This is a genomic window from Streptomyces sp. R44, assembly GCF_041053105.1.
Classification (GTDB): domain Bacteria; phylum Actinomycetota; class Actinomycetes; order Streptomycetales; family Streptomycetaceae; genus Streptomyces.
The window spans coordinates 3701658-3715989 of record NZ_CP163444.1 but is presented as its reverse complement, the minus strand read 5'-3'; the positions used below and the strand labels follow the sequence as shown (position 1 = coordinate 3715989).

At 72.7% G+C, this 14332-nt stretch carries 12 protein-coding genes; 8 read left to right on the top strand and 4 right to left on the bottom strand.

Going from position 1 to position 14332, the window contains the following annotated elements; translation table 11 throughout:
* The first annotated feature begins 178 nt into the window (after positions 1-178).
* Positions 179-841 carry a TetR/AcrR family transcriptional regulator gene (locus AB5J54_RS17110; protein ID WP_369144775.1) on the top strand — a complete coding sequence of 221 codons (663 nt, stop codon included), beginning with the start codon at positions 179-181 and terminating at the stop codon, positions 839-841.
* A 78-nt stretch (positions 842-919) separates the two neighbouring features.
* Positions 920-2455, top strand: a complete 1536-nt coding sequence (locus tag AB5J54_RS17105; protein ID WP_369144774.1) for an MFS transporter — start codon at positions 920-922, stop codon at positions 2453-2455.
* 118 nt (positions 2456-2573) lie between these two features.
* Here AB5J54_RS17105 and AB5J54_RS17100 read toward each other — a convergent pair whose 3' ends face one another.
* Positions 2574-3080 (bottom strand): MarR family winged helix-turn-helix transcriptional regulator, encoded by a 507-nt coding sequence (locus AB5J54_RS17100; RefSeq protein WP_369144773.1) that lies wholly within the window; start codon positions 3078-3080, stop codon positions 2574-2576.
* Positions 3081-3162: 82 nt separating this feature from the next.
* Between AB5J54_RS17100 and AB5J54_RS17095 the strand changes: the two genes are divergently transcribed.
* Positions 3163-3951 (top strand): dioxygenase, encoded by a 789-nt coding sequence (locus tag AB5J54_RS17095; RefSeq protein ID WP_369144772.1) that lies wholly within the window; start codon positions 3163-3165, stop codon positions 3949-3951.
* A gap of 4 nt (positions 3952-3955) precedes the next feature.
* Here the strand turns inward: AB5J54_RS17095 and AB5J54_RS17090 are convergent, their stop codons facing one another.
* On the bottom strand, positions 3956-4963 hold the full coding sequence (locus AB5J54_RS17090; RefSeq protein WP_369144771.1) for a questin oxidase family protein: 1008 nt from the start codon (positions 4961-4963) through the stop codon (positions 3956-3958).
* A 385-nt stretch (positions 4964-5348) separates the two neighbouring features.
* On the opposite strand from AB5J54_RS17090, the gene AB5J54_RS17085 reads away from it, so the two are divergent.
* A complete protein-coding gene (locus AB5J54_RS17085) occupies positions 5349-6350 on the top strand; it encodes an RNA polymerase sigma factor RpoD/SigA (protein ID WP_369144770.1) in 1002 nt (333 codons plus the stop codon).
* 249 nt (positions 6351-6599) lie between these two features.
* On the opposite strand, the gene AB5J54_RS17080 is transcribed toward AB5J54_RS17085, so the two are convergent.
* Positions 6600-7559 carry a helix-turn-helix transcriptional regulator gene (locus AB5J54_RS17080; protein ID WP_369144769.1) on the bottom strand — a complete coding sequence of 320 codons (960 nt, stop codon included), beginning with the start codon at positions 7557-7559 and terminating at the stop codon, positions 6600-6602.
* Between the two features lie 62 nt (positions 7560-7621).
* On the opposite strand from AB5J54_RS17080, the gene AB5J54_RS17075 reads away from it, so the two are divergent.
* From AB5J54_RS17075 to AB5J54_RS17060, 4 genes are all read left to right on the top strand, one after another.
* On the top strand, positions 7622-9160 hold the full coding sequence (locus AB5J54_RS17075; RefSeq protein ID WP_369144768.1) for an MFS transporter: 1539 nt from the start codon (positions 7622-7624) through the stop codon (positions 9158-9160).
* A 257-nt stretch (positions 9161-9417) separates the two neighbouring features.
* A complete protein-coding gene (locus AB5J54_RS17070) occupies positions 9418-10179 on the top strand; it encodes a DeoR/GlpR family DNA-binding transcription regulator (protein ID WP_369144767.1) in 762 nt (253 codons plus the stop codon).
* On the top strand, positions 10176-11129 hold the full coding sequence (gene pfkB / locus AB5J54_RS17065; RefSeq protein WP_369144766.1) for a 1-phosphofructokinase: 954 nt from the start codon (positions 10176-10178) through the stop codon (positions 11127-11129). The genes AB5J54_RS17070 and pfkB overlap by 4 nt, the downstream gene beginning before the upstream one ends.
* A complete protein-coding gene (locus tag AB5J54_RS17060) occupies positions 11126-13108 on the top strand; it encodes a fructose-specific PTS transporter subunit EIIC (RefSeq protein WP_369144765.1) in 1983 nt (660 codons plus the stop codon). The genes pfkB and AB5J54_RS17060 overlap by 4 nt, the downstream gene beginning before the upstream one ends.
* Positions 13109-13195: 87 nt before the next feature.
* On the opposite strand, the gene AB5J54_RS17055 is transcribed toward AB5J54_RS17060, so the two are convergent.
* On the bottom strand, positions 13196-14302 hold the full coding sequence (locus AB5J54_RS17055) for a hypothetical protein (protein WP_369144764.1): 1107 nt from the start codon (positions 14300-14302) through the stop codon (positions 13196-13198).
* Positions 14303-14332: the final 30 nt, after the last annotated feature.

The following is a 14332-nucleotide window of genomic DNA, read 5'->3' as shown; positions in this document are numbered from 1 at the left end:
CCGGGTGCGCGCGCCGGGTGGCCCGATCGTGGGTATTCCGCGAGAGCGAGAGCTTGTGACGCAGGTCACAGAGAAGCTGGGAAATAAGCGGGGAGCCAGTCCCCGTTTATGCAGGTGTTCAGCGAAGTGGGGAGTCCTTCCCCGGATGGTTCGAGTGACCGAGTGAGGAGGCCGTGGCGTGACCAGCACCGCCGACACCGCGCCCGCCCGCCGCGTACCCCGCCCGCGGGCCGACGCCCTGCGCAACCGCGAGCGGATCGTGACGGCGGCCCGCGAGATGTTCGTCGAGTTCGGCTCCCAGGTGCCCTACGACGAGATCGCGCGCCGCGCCGGCGTCGGGAACGCCACGCTCTACCGGAACTTCCCCGAGCGCCCCGACCTCGTCCACGAGGTCGTCCTCTCCCTGATGGCCCGCGTCGCCGAGGTCGCCGAGCGGGCCGCCGAGGAGGAGGGCGACACCTTCGCCGCCCTCCGGCGCTTCGCCCACGGCGCCGCCGACGAGCGCGTGGGCGCCCTGTGCCCGATGCTCGACGGCGCCTTCGACAAGGACCACCCCGACCTGCTCGCCGAGCGCGACCGCCTGGAGGGCATCGTCCAGGGCCTCGTCGACCGGGCGCAGCGGGCCGGCCGGCTCCGGACCGACGTCGGCGTCGGAGACCTGATGGTGGCGCTCTCCCAGCTGACCCGTCCGCTGCCCGGAACGGGCTGCGGGGCCTTCGACCAGTTCGTCCACCGCCATCTGCAGATCTTCCTCGACGGCCTGGAGACGCCCGCCCGCTCGGAGCTACAGGGAAAGGCCGCGACCCTGGAGGACCTGAGACGCGACTCCTGCCCGTCGTGACCTGACCCGCTCCCCGGAGCGGCCCGCACTCACTTACGCCCTTTTTTCACCAGTACGCGCCAAGAGGTGGCCACCCCCATGCCGAAAATCCCCGAGAAGTCCGCGATCCAGGCCGACCCCGGCCGCTGGAAAGCCCTGATCTTCATCGCCCTCGCCCAGCTGATGGTCGTGCTCGACGCGACCATCGTGAACATCGCCCTCCCCTCCGCCCAGCAGGACCTCGGGATCTCGGACGGCAACCGGCAGTGGGTCATCACCGCGTACGCCCTCGCCTTCGGCGGACTCCTCCTCTTCGGCGGCCGCATCGCCGACCTGTGGGGCCGCAAGCGGACCTTCATCACCGGCCTCATCGGCTTCGCCGCCGCCTCCGCCCTCGGCGGGGCCGCGACCGGCGAGGCCATGATGCTCGGCGCCCGCGCGCTCCAGGGTGCCTTCGGCGCGCTCCTCGCGCCCGCCGCGCTCTCGCTGCTCGCCGTGACCTTCACCGACGCCAAGGAGCGCGCGAAGGCCTTCGGCATCTACGGCGCGATCGCCGGTGGCGGCGGCGCCGTGGGCCTGATCCTCGGCGGCTTCCTCACCGAGTACCTGAACTGGCGCTGGACCTTCTTCGTCAACATCCCGTTCGCCGTGGTCGCCGCCGTCGGCGCGTACCTCGTCGTCCGTGAGCCCGAGGGCGGCCGCAACCGCTCGCCGCTCGACATCCCCGGCGTGATCCTCTCCACCCTGGGTCTCGTCTCGCTCGTGTACGGCTTCACCCGCGCCGAGTCCGCGGGCTGGAGCGACGCCGGCACGATCGGTCTCTTCGTCGGCTCCGGCGTGCTGCTCATCGCGTTCGTCCTCACCGAGTACCTGGTCAAGTCCCCGCTGCTGCCGCTGCGCGTCGTGACCAACCGCAACCGCGGCGGCGTCTACCTGTCGCTGGGTCTCGCCGTCATCGCGATGTTCGGCCTGTTCCTCTTCCTCACGTACTACCTCCAGGTCGTGAAGGGCTTCTCGCCGGTCAAGACGGGCTTCGCGTTCCTCCCGATGATCGCGGGCATGATCGTGGGCTCGACCCAGATCGGCGCGCGTCTGATGACCCGCGTCCCGCCGCGCTTCCTGATGGCGCCGGGCTTCCTGACCGCCGCCGTCGGCATGCTGCTCCTCACCCAGCTGGAGATCGGCACCTCGTACGCCGGGCTGATCCTGCCCGCGCAGCTGCTCCTCGGCCTGGGCATGGGTACGGCGTTCATGCCGGCCATGTCGCTCGCGACGCTCGGCGTGGACCCGCGGGACGCCGGTGTGGCCTCCGCGATGGTCAACACCTCGCAGCAGGTCGGCGGCGCCATCGGTACGGCCCTGCTGAACACGATCGCCGCCTCGGCGACCACCGCCTACCTGACCGACCACGCCGCCGGCGCGACCACCCCGGCCGCGCAGAAGCTGCTCCAGTTCCAGGGCATGGTCGAGGGGTACACCGCGGCCATCTGGTGGGCGGTCGGCATCCTGGCCGTCTCGGCCGCGATCGCCTTCACGTTCATCAACACCGGGAAGCCGGGGACCGGTCAGGTCGCCGGGTCCGGTGAGGGGGCCGGGGCCGAGGACGAGGTGAAGATCCCCGTCGTCGCCCACTGATCCGGATCCGGACCGGGAGAAGGGACCTGCCCCGGCTCCCGGATCCGGAAAACGGACCTGCCCCGGTTCCGCCTTGTCGGCGGAGCCGGGGCAGGTCCGTTTCTGTGGGTCCGCTCGCTCAGCGGAGCCAGGGCAGGTCCGCGTGCGCGTCCGTGGGTTCGAGGCCCTCGGCCATCACCCGCATGATCGCGCCGAGCTGCTCCACCTGCTCGGGCGAGAGCCGGTCGAACATGGCCTGGCGGACGGCCGCCACGTGCCCGGGCGCGTTCTGCCGCAGGACGTCCATGCCCTCGTCCGTCAGCTGGGCGAACTGGCCGCGCTTGTCGGAGGGGCAGTCCTCGCGCCGTACCCAGCCGTTCTTCTCCAGGCGGGCGATCGCGTGGGAGAGCCGGGAGCGGGTGATCTTGGCGCTCCTGGCCAGCTCGGTCATCCGGAGCCGGCGGCGGGGGGCCTGGGAGAGCTGGACGAGGAGCCCGTAGTAGACGTGCGGCATCCCGGCGTCGCGCTGCAACTGGCGGTCGAGGTGGTCCTCCAGGAGCGTGGTGGCGTGCAGGTACGCGCGCCAGACGTGCTGCTCCTCGTCGGTCAGCCAGCGGGGTTCGGTCATGTCTCCCATGGTTCCCATCGTACGACTCGTTCTTGAAAGTTGAACTATGTAGGGTTTACGCTGGAGCGGAAAGCTTGAAGTTTCAAGAATGGAGGTCGTCATGGACGCCACGCAGGAACGGATGCCCGCCCTCTACCTGTCCCACGGCGCCCCACCGCTCGCCGACGACCCCGTCTGGCCCGGCGAGCTCGCCGCCTGGTCCGCCGGACTGCCGCGCCCCAAGGCGATCCTCATGGTCTCCGCCCACTGGGAGGAGGCCCCGCTCGCGCTCGGCGCCACCGAGACCGTCCCCCTCGTCTACGACTTCTGGGGTTTCCCCGAGCACTACTACCGCGTCCAGTACGCCGCCCCCGGCGCCCCGCGGCTCGCCGAGGCCGTCCGCAAGCTGCTCCGCGCGCCCGGCACGCCCGTGCAGGACATCCCCGACCGGGGTCTCGACCACGGCGCGTACGTGCCGCTCGTCGAGATGTTCCCCGGCGCCGACATCCCCGTCCTCCAGATCTCCATGCCCACCCTCGACCCGCGCCGCCTCATGGACATCGGGCGCAAGCTCGCCCCACTGCGCGACGAGGGCGTCCTGATCGTCGGCAGCGGCTTCTTCACCCACAACCTCGCCGCCCTCCGCCACACCGGCCCCGGTGTCCCCGGCTGGTCCGCCGAGTTCGACGCCTGGGGGAGCGAGGCGCTCGCCGCGCACGACGTCGACGCCCTCCTGGACTTCGAGCACAAGTCGCCCGCCGGCCGCCTCGCCCACCCCCGTACCGAACACTTCGCCCCGCTCTTCGTCACCATGGGCGCGGCGGACGCGGCCGGCGACCTCGGCGCGGAGCGCTCGGTGATCGACGGCTTCTGGATGGGGCTCGCCAAGCGGTCCGTCCAGTTCGGCTGACCCCTTACAGGGCGGGTGGATTGAGGTCGATCGAGCGGACGGCGGCGGCCAGGGCGAGCGGGTCGCCCACGTCGAGCGCCGTGTCCGTGAACTTGATCGTGTGGTCGTCGCCGTGCGCGGCCGCCCGAACGAAGATCTCCTCGGGGGCGAGGCCGGTCGCGGCGTACGGGGCGGCCTCGCGCGGCGTGTAGGCCGCCGTCACCGCGGCCGACGCCGCCCAGGCGGCCGCCACGCTCGGCGCCCACAGCGCGCGGGGGAGCGCGGGCAGGGCGCGCAGGACCGCGTTCGGCGCGGTCGCCGCGTGGACCAGCATGATCGGCTCGCCGTGGCCGTGCGACGCGTACCGGTGCGTCGCCGCCGTCACCAGCTCGGCGAGCAGCGTCTTCGCCGCATCGGGGTCCGACGCCTCGCCCCACACCGGGAAGGCCGTCAGCTGCGCGAGCCGGGCCCGGATCCCGCCGTCCTGCTCCGGAACGGGCGGTACGGCGTCGAGGGCGGCCGCCGCGGTGGGTGCCACGGCCAGCGGGGCGAGCGGCGGGAGCGGCTGGTGGCGGGCCGCCCAGTAGCCGAGGGCGTGCGCCAGCTCGGCGCGGCGCGGCGGCGTCTCGTCGGTCGTGAGCAGGGTCCGTACGGCGTGCCCGGTACGGATCACCGGATGCGTCGCCCCGCCCGCGATGCCGGGAAGGAGACGGGGCCACCACTCGGCGAGCACCGACCGCCAGGGCCGGTCCGCCAGCTCGCGGGAGAAGAAACGGGTCCAGTCGGTGATCCGGGCCGGATCGCCGAGCGCCTCCCGCCAGGTGCCCGCCGTGACCGGGGTGTGCGCGGGCGGGAGCTCCTCCAGCTTGGGTGCGTAGTGGTCGAGCCAGCGGTGGACGGCCCGGGCCTGGCCGTGACGGACCAGGGCCTCGACGGCCATGGGGGCGTGGTTGGTGAGCCAGCCGTTGCGCTCGGGGCCCGTGGTGTGGAGCCGTTCGAGTGCCTCGTCGAGGGTGCCGGTGGTGTCGGTCATGGGGGCGACGCTAGGCCGGGGGAGCGGCGCGGCGGAACGGGCTCGGGACCTAGGCCGCTGGGCGGAGGCGAGGCGGCCCGCCGCGGAGGCAACCGTGGGTCGAGTCGGCGCGTCTGAAGGGATGGCGCCGCATGTGATCGCGGTCTCACCGACAGCGTGGTCGGGTGCTCCCGCGAGGGGCGCCGTTTCACCCTCCGTGCCCGGTCTGACCTGCACCTCCACGGGTGCCCGCGGTGCGCCCGCGGGGGCGGCGGCCGCGCAGGATACTGCATGATCGCGAAAATCCATGTGCCGGGTGGGAATTCTGTCCTGATTCCAGTCGTTGTTTCCGTCGGATGCAGGGCACCCGGAAGGGTGTCGCGACCTACTCAGCAAGGGAGCACGCATGGCAACCCGTGCCGTCGCCCGTCGTCAGACCTCCGCCCAGAGCGGGGCCGCACGGGCAAGCAGCGTTCGCGCCGTGGGCGGGGAGATCGCCGACCGCGACCTGGTCGGCATGTACCTCGACGAGATCGCGCGCACGCCCCTGCTCGACGCCGCCAAGGAGGTCGAGCTCTCCCAGACGATCGAGGCGGGCGTCTACGCCCAGCAGATACTCGACGAAGAGGTGGAGAGCGAGGCGGGCGGGGCGACCCGTGAGGAGCTCGAAGCGCTGGTCGCCGAGGGCGAGCGGGCCAAGGACCTCTTCATCAAGTCCAACCTGCGGCTCGTGGTGGCCGTCGCGCGGCGCTATCCGCGCAGCGGGCTGCCGCTGCTCGACCTGATCCAGGAGGGGAACGCGGGCCTGGTGCGCGCGGTCGAGAAGTTCGACTACGCGAAGGGCTTCAAGTTCTCCACGTACGCCACGTGGTGGATCCGCCAGGCCATCACCCGGTCCATCGCCGACCAGTCCCGGACCATCCGGCTCCCCGTCCACCTCGTGGAGGAGCTCGGCCGGATCCGGCGGGTGCAGCGCGAGTTCAACAGGGAGCACGGGCGGGAGCCCGAGCCCGCCGAGATCGCGACCGAGCTCGGCTCGACGCCCGAGCGCGTCACGGACGTCCTGGACTGGGCGCGGGACCCGGTCTCGCTGAACATGTCGGTGGACGACGAGGGCGAGACCCAGTTCGGCGACCTGCTGGAGGACACGTCGGCGATCTCGCCGGAGCAGTCGGTCCTGACCCTGCTGCGCAGCGAGGAGCTGGACGACCTCATCGACAAGCTCGACCACCGGACCGCCTCGATCATCCGCATGCGGTACGGCATCGAGGACGGCCGCGAGCGGACGCTGACGGAGGTCGGCAAGGAGCACGGGCTGACGCGGGAGCGGATCCGCCAGATCGAGAAGCACGCGCTGCTCGAACTGAAGAAGATGGCCCACGACACGGGCTTCGACGCGGTGGCCTGAGGCGGCCGGCGCCCGGGCGGGCGTCGCCCCGCTGCCGTGTGGGCAATCGTCCCGCTGGGGCGGGACGGGTGGGCACACGGGACGGCGCGCCCAGCGGCGCCTCCGCGTTGCGTGCCTGGACCCGCACCACGTGCACCGAGCCGGTGGTGCGGGTCCAGGCGCGTAAGCCTTCGGCGCCGGTAGGGGCGCCGTTCCGTTGTGCCCACCCGTTCCGCCCCGGCGGAACGCATGCCCACAACGGCGGCGGGCTCAGGCCCCCGTCGCCGTCGCCAGCCGCCCCGACAGGTCCCGCATGTACGTGATCAGAGCCTCCGGGCCGTGGACCGTGAAGTCGATGTCCATCAGGGCCAGGCGGAGGGCCAGCCATTCCACCGAGTCGGTGACCCGGGCGCGCAGGCGGCAGTGGTCGGGGCCCGTCGCGACCGGGACGAGGTGGGACGGGAGGCGGGCCACGACGAACTCGGCCGGCGCGGCGAAGGTCACGTCGAGGTCGACCTCGCCCTGCGCCCGGGCCATGGAGCGCGCCATGTACGTGGCCGCGTCGCCCGACGGCAGCTCCCGCGGGGTGAAGCGCGCGCCCGTCGGGAGCGGCTCGCTGACCCGGTCCACCCGGAAGGTCCGCCAGTCCTCCCGCCCCAGGTCGTACGCGACGAGGTACCAGCGACGGCCGGTCGACACCAGCCGGTACGGCTCCACGAGCCGCTTCGTCTCCGTCCCGTCCCCGGCCCGGTAGCCGAACCGCAGCCGCTCGTGCCCGGTCACCGCTCCCGCGAGCGCCGTCAGCGTCGCGGGCGTGACCGTGGCGCCGTCGCCCCTGGTCAGCGGGATCGTCGCGTTCTGGAGGGTGGACACCCGGTGCCGGAGCCGCGCGGGCAGCACCTGCTCCAGCTTCGCCAGGGCCCGTACGGACGCCTCCTCGACGCCCTCGATGGCGTGTCCGGCCCCGGCGCGCAGGCCCACGGCGATCGCGACGGCCTCCTCGTCGTCGAGGAGCAGCGGGGGCATCGCCGTACCGGCGACGAGGCGGTAGCCGCCGATCGCGCCCATGGTGGCCTCGACCGGGTAGCCGAGGTCGCGGAGCCGGTCGATGTCACGGCGGATGGTGCGCGGGGAGACCGAGAGCCGTTCGGCGAGTTCGCTTCCGGGCCACTCGCGCGGGGTCTGGAGGAGCGAGAGCAGATTCAGGAGTCGTGCCGGGGTGTCCGTCATGTTTTCCAGGATGAGGCCTATCTAGGACATGACCTGACCTACATGACTTCTATCTTCTTCGTATGAGTTCACACGACGCCGCCGCGGAAGCGGCAGAGGCCGGCGACAAGCGGCGCTGGATCGCCCTCGCCATCGTCATGACCGCCGCCTTCATGGACCTGGTCGACGCCACGATCGTCAACATCGCGATCCCCAGCATCGAGAAGGACCTCGGCGCCTCGTTCGGGGCCATCCAGTGGATCACCGCCGGGTACGCCCTCGCGTTCGCCGCCGGGCTGATCACCGGTGGACGGCTCGGGGACATCTACGGCCGCAAGCGCCTCTTCCTCCTCGGTACCGCCGGCTTCACCCTCGCCTCGGCGCTCTGCGGCTTCGCGGCCAACCAGGAGATGCTGGTCGGCTCCCGGCTGCTCCAGGGCGCCGCGGCCGCGATGATGGTCCCGCAGGTCCTGTCGATCATCCACGTCACCTTCCCGGCGCACGAGCGCGGCAAGGTCTTCGGAATGTTCGGCGCGATCATCGGCCTCGGCGCGGTCTCGGGCCCGCTGCTCGGCGCGCTGCTCACGCAGTGGAACATCGCGGGCCTGGAGTGGCGTCCGATCTTCCTGATCAACCTGCCGGTCGGCGTCGCCGCCCTGATCCTGGGCCGGAAGTTCATCGCCGAGTCGAAGGCGCCGAAGGCGCTCAAGCTCGACATGGTCGGCGTGCTCCTGGTGACGACGGCGCTGCTCATGCTGGTCTACCCGCTGACCCGCGGCCGTGAGCTGGACTGGCCGCTCTGGGGCCACCTGATGATGGCCGGCAGCCTGCTCGTCTTCGGTGCCCTCGTCGCGTACGAGAAGTACAAGACGAAGAAGGACGGTTCGCCGCTCGTCGAGCTGTCGCTGTTCAGGGTGAAGAGCTTCGCGGCGGGCATCGCGGTGCAGCTGACCTTCGGTGTCGTGCTCGGCATCTTCTTCCTGGTCTGGACGCTGTACATGCAGATCGGACTCGGCTGGACCCCGCTGCACGCGGGTCTGACCGGGGTGCCGTTCTCGATCTCGGTCTCGGTGGCGGCGGGCATGTCCGTGCAGAAGCTGGTGCCGCGCTTCGGCCGGAAGGTGCTCCAGGCGGGCGCCCTGACGATGATCGCGGGCATCCTGCTCTACGTCTTCGTGTCCGGGCGGTACGGGGCCGGGATCCACTCCTGGCAGATGATCCCGCCGCTGGTGGTCATGGGCCTCGGCATGGGCCTGATCGTGGCGCCGCTGACGGACGCGGTGCTCTCGGAGGTGCCGAAGGAGCACGCCGGTTCGGCCTCGGGTCTGATCAACACGACCGGGCAGATGGGCAACGCGCTCGGACTCGGCCTGGTGTCCGTGGTCTTCTTCGGGACGATCGACGACGAGAAGCTCGCCAAGGCTCCGGCCGAGGTGGGGGCGGCGTTCGGGGACGCCTTCCAGAACTCGCTGGGCTGGGCGGCGGGCGTGCTCGCCGTGATCTTCCTGGTGATGTTCGCGCTGCCGGCGAAGCCGAAGCAGCACCTGGAGGACGGCGGTGACGACGCCGACGAGGCGGGCGAGACCGTGACGGTCGACAAGGAGCCGGTGCTCACGCACTGAGCCCGTCGCCCGGCTGGGGCCCTGGTCCCGGGATGCGTCCCGGGGGCAGGGCCCTTCGTCGTGCCCGGGCAAGGGTGGATGCCCGTGCCCGGGCAAGGGCCGATGCCTGTGTGCGCCCAGGGCCGATGCCCGTGTGCGCCTAGGACCGATGTCCGTTTGTGCCCATATGGATGCCCGGATTCGTTTACTTGGCGGAAATCGAGGCGTAGCCTGACACTGAAACCACAGGTTCGGGCATCGAACGGACGTAGACAGGCATGTACGCACCCGAGCGCCAGCAAGAGATCCTCCGGATCGCCCGCGAGAGCGGACGCGTCGACGTCCTCTCCCTCGCCGAGGAGTTCCAGGTCACCGCCGAGACCGTACGGCGCGACCTCAAGGCCCTCGACCGGGCCGGACTCCTCCGCCGGGTCCACGGCGGCGCCATCCCCGCCGGACGGCTCGACTTCGAGCCCGACCTCGCCGAGCGCGAGTCCACCGCCGCCGACGAGAAGGACCGCATCGTCCGCGCCGCCCTCGCCGAACTCCCCACGGAGGGCAGCGTCGTCCTCGACGCCGGCTCGACCCTCGCCCGTCTCGCCGCCGAGTTCCCCCTCGACCGCACCCTGACCGTCGTCACCCACGCCCTCCCCGTCGCCGCCCGGCTCGCCGACCACCCCGGCATCGACCTGCACCTCGTCGGCGGACGCGTACGCCACCGCACCCGCGCCGCCGTCGACGCCTGGGCGCTCAGGGCGTACGGGGAGATCCGCGCCGACGTCGCCTTCCTCGGCGCCAACGGCTTCTCGGCCGAGCACGGACTCACCACCCCCGACCTCGCCGAGGCCGCCGTCAAGCGGGCCGTCGTCGCCGCCGCCCGCCGGGTCGTCCTGCTCGCCGACTCCGCCAAGCACGGGCAGGAGCACTTCGCCCGCTTCGGCGACCTGACCGACGTCGACCTGATCGTCACCGACAGCGGGCTCAGCCCCGAGGACGCCGCGGCCATCGAGGCCACCGGAACGGAAGTCGTACGCGCATGATCCTCACCGTCACCCCCAACCCCTCCCTGGACCGGACGTACGAGGTCCCCGGCCTGGAGCGCGGCGAGGTGCTGCGCGCCGCCGCCGAACGCGTCGACCCCGGCGGCAAGGGCGTCAACGTCTCCCGGGCCGTCGCCGCCGCCGGACACCGCACCGTCGCCGTCGTCCCCCTCGGCGGCGCCCCCGGCGCCCTCGTCGCCCAGCTCCTCGCGGGCCAGGGCATCGAGGTCGCCCCCGTCCCCGTCACCGGCCACACCCGCTCCAACATCGCCCTCGCGGAACCGGACGGCACCCTGACGAAGATCAACGCGCCCGGCCCGGAACTGAGCGGCGAGGAGGCCGAGACCCTGCTCTCCGCCGTCGGCGCCTACTCGCCCGCCGCCGACTGGATCGCCTGCTGCGGCAGCCTCCCGCGCGGCCTCGCCCCCGAGTGGTACGCCCGGCTCGTCACCCGCGCCCACGGCGCCGGGGCCCGGATCGCCCTCGACACCTCGGGCCCGTCGCTGCTGGCGGCCCTCGCCGCCCGCCCCGACGTCGTCAAGCCGAACGCCGACGAACTCGCCGAGGCCGTCGGCCGCCCCCTCGCCACCGTCGGCGACGCCGTCAAGGCGGCCGAGGAACTGCGCGAGCTCGGCGCGGGCGCCGTCCTCGCCAGCCTCGGCGCCGACGGCCAGCTCCTCGTCTCGGCGGACGGCGTCTGGTACGGCCACGCCGCCGTCGCCGCCGTCCGCTCCGACGTCGGCGCGGGCGACGCCTCCCTGGCCGGCTTCCTCGCGGCCGGCGGCGAAGGACCCGAGGCCCTCGCGGCCGCCGTCGCCCACGGGGCGGCCGCCGTGCAGCTGCCCGGCAGCGAGATGCCCACCCCGGGCGACCTGGACCCGGCGGCGGTCACGGTGACCGCCGACGTACCCCTCGACCGAGTACTCAGCGAGCAAGGGAGCCCGCGATGAGCAGGATGATCACCGCGGACCTGGTCGACCTCGACCTGTCCGCCGACAGCAAGGAAGCGGCGGCCCGTTCGCTCGCGGAGCGCATGGTCGCACGCGGCCGGGTGACCGACCTCGACGGCTTCCTCGCCGACGTCGCGGCCCGCGAGGCCCAGATGCCGACCGGCCTCGACGGCGGCATCGGCATCCCGCACTGCCGCAGCACCCACGTCACCGAGCCCACCCTCGCCTTCGGCCGCTCCGCCGCCGGCGTCGACTTCGGCGCCCCGGACGGCCCGGCGGACCTGATCTTCCTGATCGCCGCCCCGGCGGGCGCGGACGACGCCCACCTGACGATCCTGTCCTCCCTGGCCCGCCACCTGATGGACCCCGAGTTCACGGACGCGCTGCGCTCCGCGACGTCCCCGGCGGGGGCGGCGGCGCTGATCGCGGGGGAGGAGGCGCCGGCTTCGGAGGACCCGGCTTCGGAGGAGCCGTCTTCCGATGAGCCCTCTCCGGAGGCTCCGGTCGCCGAGGCGCCCTTCCGGATCGTCGCCGTCACCTCCTGCCCCACCGGCATCGCCCACACCTACATGGCGGCCGAGGCGCTGGAGAAGGCGGGCGAGGCCACGGGCGTCGAGGTCTCCGTCGAGACGCAGGGCTCGGCCGGGTTCACCCGGCTCGACCCGGCGGTCGTCGCGGCCGCCGACGGCGTGATCTTCGCGCACGACGTGCCCGTACGGGAGAAGGAACGGTTCGCCGGAAAGCCGACCGTCGACGTGGGCGTCAAGGCCGGCATCAACCGCGCCGCCGAACTCATCGCCGAGGTCCGGGACAAGGCCGCACGCGGCGAGGTCTCCCCCTCGAAGCCGACACCCGTCGAGAGGGCGGGCGAGCCGGACGAGGGCTACGGCACCAAGCTCCGCAAGTGGCTGATGTCCGGCGTCAGTTACATGGTCCCGTTCGTCGCCGCGGGCGGTCTCCTCATCGCCCTCGGCTTCGCCCTCGGCGGCTGGGACATCAACAAGGCCCCCTCCGTCACCCAGCACTTCGACTGGGGGCAGGTCGACAGCTGGGCCGCGCTGATGTTCCAGATCGGCGGCCTCGCGTTCGGCTTCCTCGTACCGGTCCTCGCCGGGTACATCGCGTACGGGATGGCCGACCGCCCCGGTCTCGTCCCCGGCTTCGTCGGCGGCGCGATCGCGCTCACCGTCAACGCGGGCTTCCTCGGCGGTCTCGTCGCCGGCCTGATCGCGGGCGGCACGGTCCTCGCGATCCAGCGGGTGCGGATCCCCGCCGTCCTCAGGGGCATCATGCCGGTGGTCGTGATCCCGCTGTTGTCCTCGATCGTCGTCGGCTTCCTGATGTTCCTCGTCGTCGGCAAGCCGATCGCGAGCCTCCAGAAGGCCCTGACGGACTGGCTGTCCGGCCTCTCCGGCGCCAACGCGGTGATCCTCGGCGTCATCCTCGGCCTGATGATGTGCTTCGACCTCGGCGGCCCGGTCAACAAGGTCGCGTACGCCTTCGCCGTCGGCGGCCTCGCCAACCCCAACGAGGGCTCCCTCAAGGTCATGGCCGCCGTGATGGCGGCGGGCATGGTGCCGCCGCTCGCGATGGCCCTCGCCACGACCGTACGGGGCCGGCTCTTCACCCGGACCGAGCGCGAGAACGGCAAGGCGGCCTGGGTCCTCGGGGCCTCGTTCATCTCCGAGGGCGCGATCCCCTTCGCCGCCGCCGACCCGCTGCGGGTCATCCCGGCGGCGATGGCGGGCGGCGCGGTCACCGGCGCCCTGTCGATGGCCTTCGAGTGCACCCTGCGGGCCCCGCACGGCGGTGTCTTCGTGATCCCGCTGATCGGCAACCCGTTCCTCTATCTGCTCGCGATCGCGGCCGGAACGGTCGTCAGCGCCGGTCTGGTGATCCTCCTCAAGAGCGCCCGGAAGCCCGCTCCCGAGGCCGGACCCGTGCCGGCGGCCGAGCCGGAGGTCACCGTGGCGGCCTGAGCCCGGCCCCCTGGACAGGAGGGGGCCGTCCGCGGAGGGGCGGTGCGCACCGCGAGCGCACCGCCCCTCGGCTGTGTCACCCGTCGGTCAGGGTTTCAGGCCCGGGATGAGGTTGCGTGCGGTGCCGGGTGGCAGAGCACGTGTGAACTTCCCGGCGCGCAGCGCCGCCGGGGTGGGCGTGGCCCGTTGGACCCAGCCCTCGTCCCAGACGAACGTCTTGCCCTGGATGTCGCCGTGGGTCTGCCAGACTTCGCCGTTCGTCCTGACGATCTTGACGAACGCGTCGTTGCCCTGCGCCTCGATGGCGATCCCGCACGCGTTGCCGGGGAAGGCGTCTCCGGTCGCCACGGAGCCGTTCGCGGGGTCGGTCATGGTCGCGGTCAGGTTGGTGAGGTCCTGCCAGGCGATCGCCCCGCCCGGCACGGACGCCTTCCCGGCGTACGCCTTGCCGCCGGTGAGCACCGCCTGGAAGTCCTCGTCGTTCGAGGGGCTGTAGGTGTCGATGTCGGAGCAGGGCCCGGTGGGCCCGGTGGCACCGGTGGCGCCTGTCGCACCGGTGGCTCCCGTGGCTCCGGTGGCGCCCGTCGCTCCGGTGGCTCCTGTGGCACCAGTTGCTCCTGTGGCTCCAGTCGCTCCCGTGGCACCCGTGGCTCCGGTGGCGCCCGTCGCACCCGTGGCTCCGGTGGCGCCCGTGGCACCCGTCGCTCCTGTGGCTCCGGTCGCGCCCGTGGCTCCGGTCGCGCCCGTGGCTCCCGTCGCTCCTGTCGCTCCCGTCGGCCCGGTCGGGCCCGCGGGTCCCGTCGGGCCGGGCGGGCCGGGCGGGCCCGCGTGGCAGTCGTCGTCGCCGCCCCCTCCCCGCAGCATGGCCGCGGTCAGCGCGCGGGCGTCGTTGCCCTCCAGCAGCGGCTGGATCTGGTCGTCCAGATACGCCGAGAAGTCACCGGTCTCCCAGGGCGACGGGCCGTCCTCGGCGGCCGCCTTGGGGTGGTGCTCGTGGTGCGGGGGCTTCTCCTTGCAGTGGTCGCCGGGCGGGGGCCCCGCCAGCGCCGTACCGGGGGTGCCCCACGCGGCCGAAGCCGGTGTGGCGAAGCCGGTGAGGACGAGGGCGACGGAGGCGATGGCACCGCTGCAGAGCCATCCGCGCCGTCGGGGCAGCGGGCCGAGCGGGGACCTGGTCCTGGCATCAGGACGCATGCATGCTCCTTCCTCCACCGGCTCCGCGGC

Excerpts from the sequence above, each read along its gene's own strand:
- AB5J54_RS17095 (WP_369144772.1), top strand. The coding sequence starts at position 3,163 with ATGGACGCCACGCAGGAACGGATGCCCGCCCTCTACCTGTCCCACGGC.
- AB5J54_RS17100 (WP_369144773.1), bottom strand. The coding sequence starts at position 3,080 with ATGGGAACCATGGGAGACATGACCGAACCCCGCTGGCTGACCGACGAG.
- AB5J54_RS17055 (WP_369144764.1), bottom strand. The coding sequence starts at position 14,302 with ATGCGTCCTGATGCCAGGACCAGGTCCCCGCTCGGCCCGCTGCCCCGA.
- AB5J54_RS17070 (WP_369144767.1), top strand. The coding sequence starts at position 9,418 with ATGTACGCACCCGAGCGCCAGCAAGAGATCCTCCGGATCGCCCGCGAG.
- AB5J54_RS17105 (WP_369144774.1), top strand. The coding sequence starts at position 920 with ATGCCGAAAATCCCCGAGAAGTCCGCGATCCAGGCCGACCCCGGCCGC.
- pfkB (WP_369144766.1), top strand. The coding sequence starts at position 10,176 with ATGATCCTCACCGTCACCCCCAACCCCTCCCTGGACCGGACGTACGAG.
- AB5J54_RS17085 (WP_369144770.1), top strand. The coding sequence starts at position 5,349 with ATGGCAACCCGTGCCGTCGCCCGTCGTCAGACCTCCGCCCAGAGCGGG.
- AB5J54_RS17080 (WP_369144769.1), bottom strand. The coding sequence starts at position 7,559 with ATGACGGACACCCCGGCACGACTCCTGAATCTGCTCTCGCTCCTCCAG.
- AB5J54_RS17060 (WP_369144765.1), top strand. The coding sequence starts at position 11,126 with ATGAGCAGGATGATCACCGCGGACCTGGTCGACCTCGACCTGTCCGCC.
- AB5J54_RS17090 (WP_369144771.1), bottom strand. The coding sequence starts at position 4,963 with ATGACCGACACCACCGGCACCCTCGACGAGGCACTCGAACGGCTCCAC.
- AB5J54_RS17075 (WP_369144768.1), top strand. The coding sequence starts at position 7,622 with ATGAGTTCACACGACGCCGCCGCGGAAGCGGCAGAGGCCGGCGACAAG.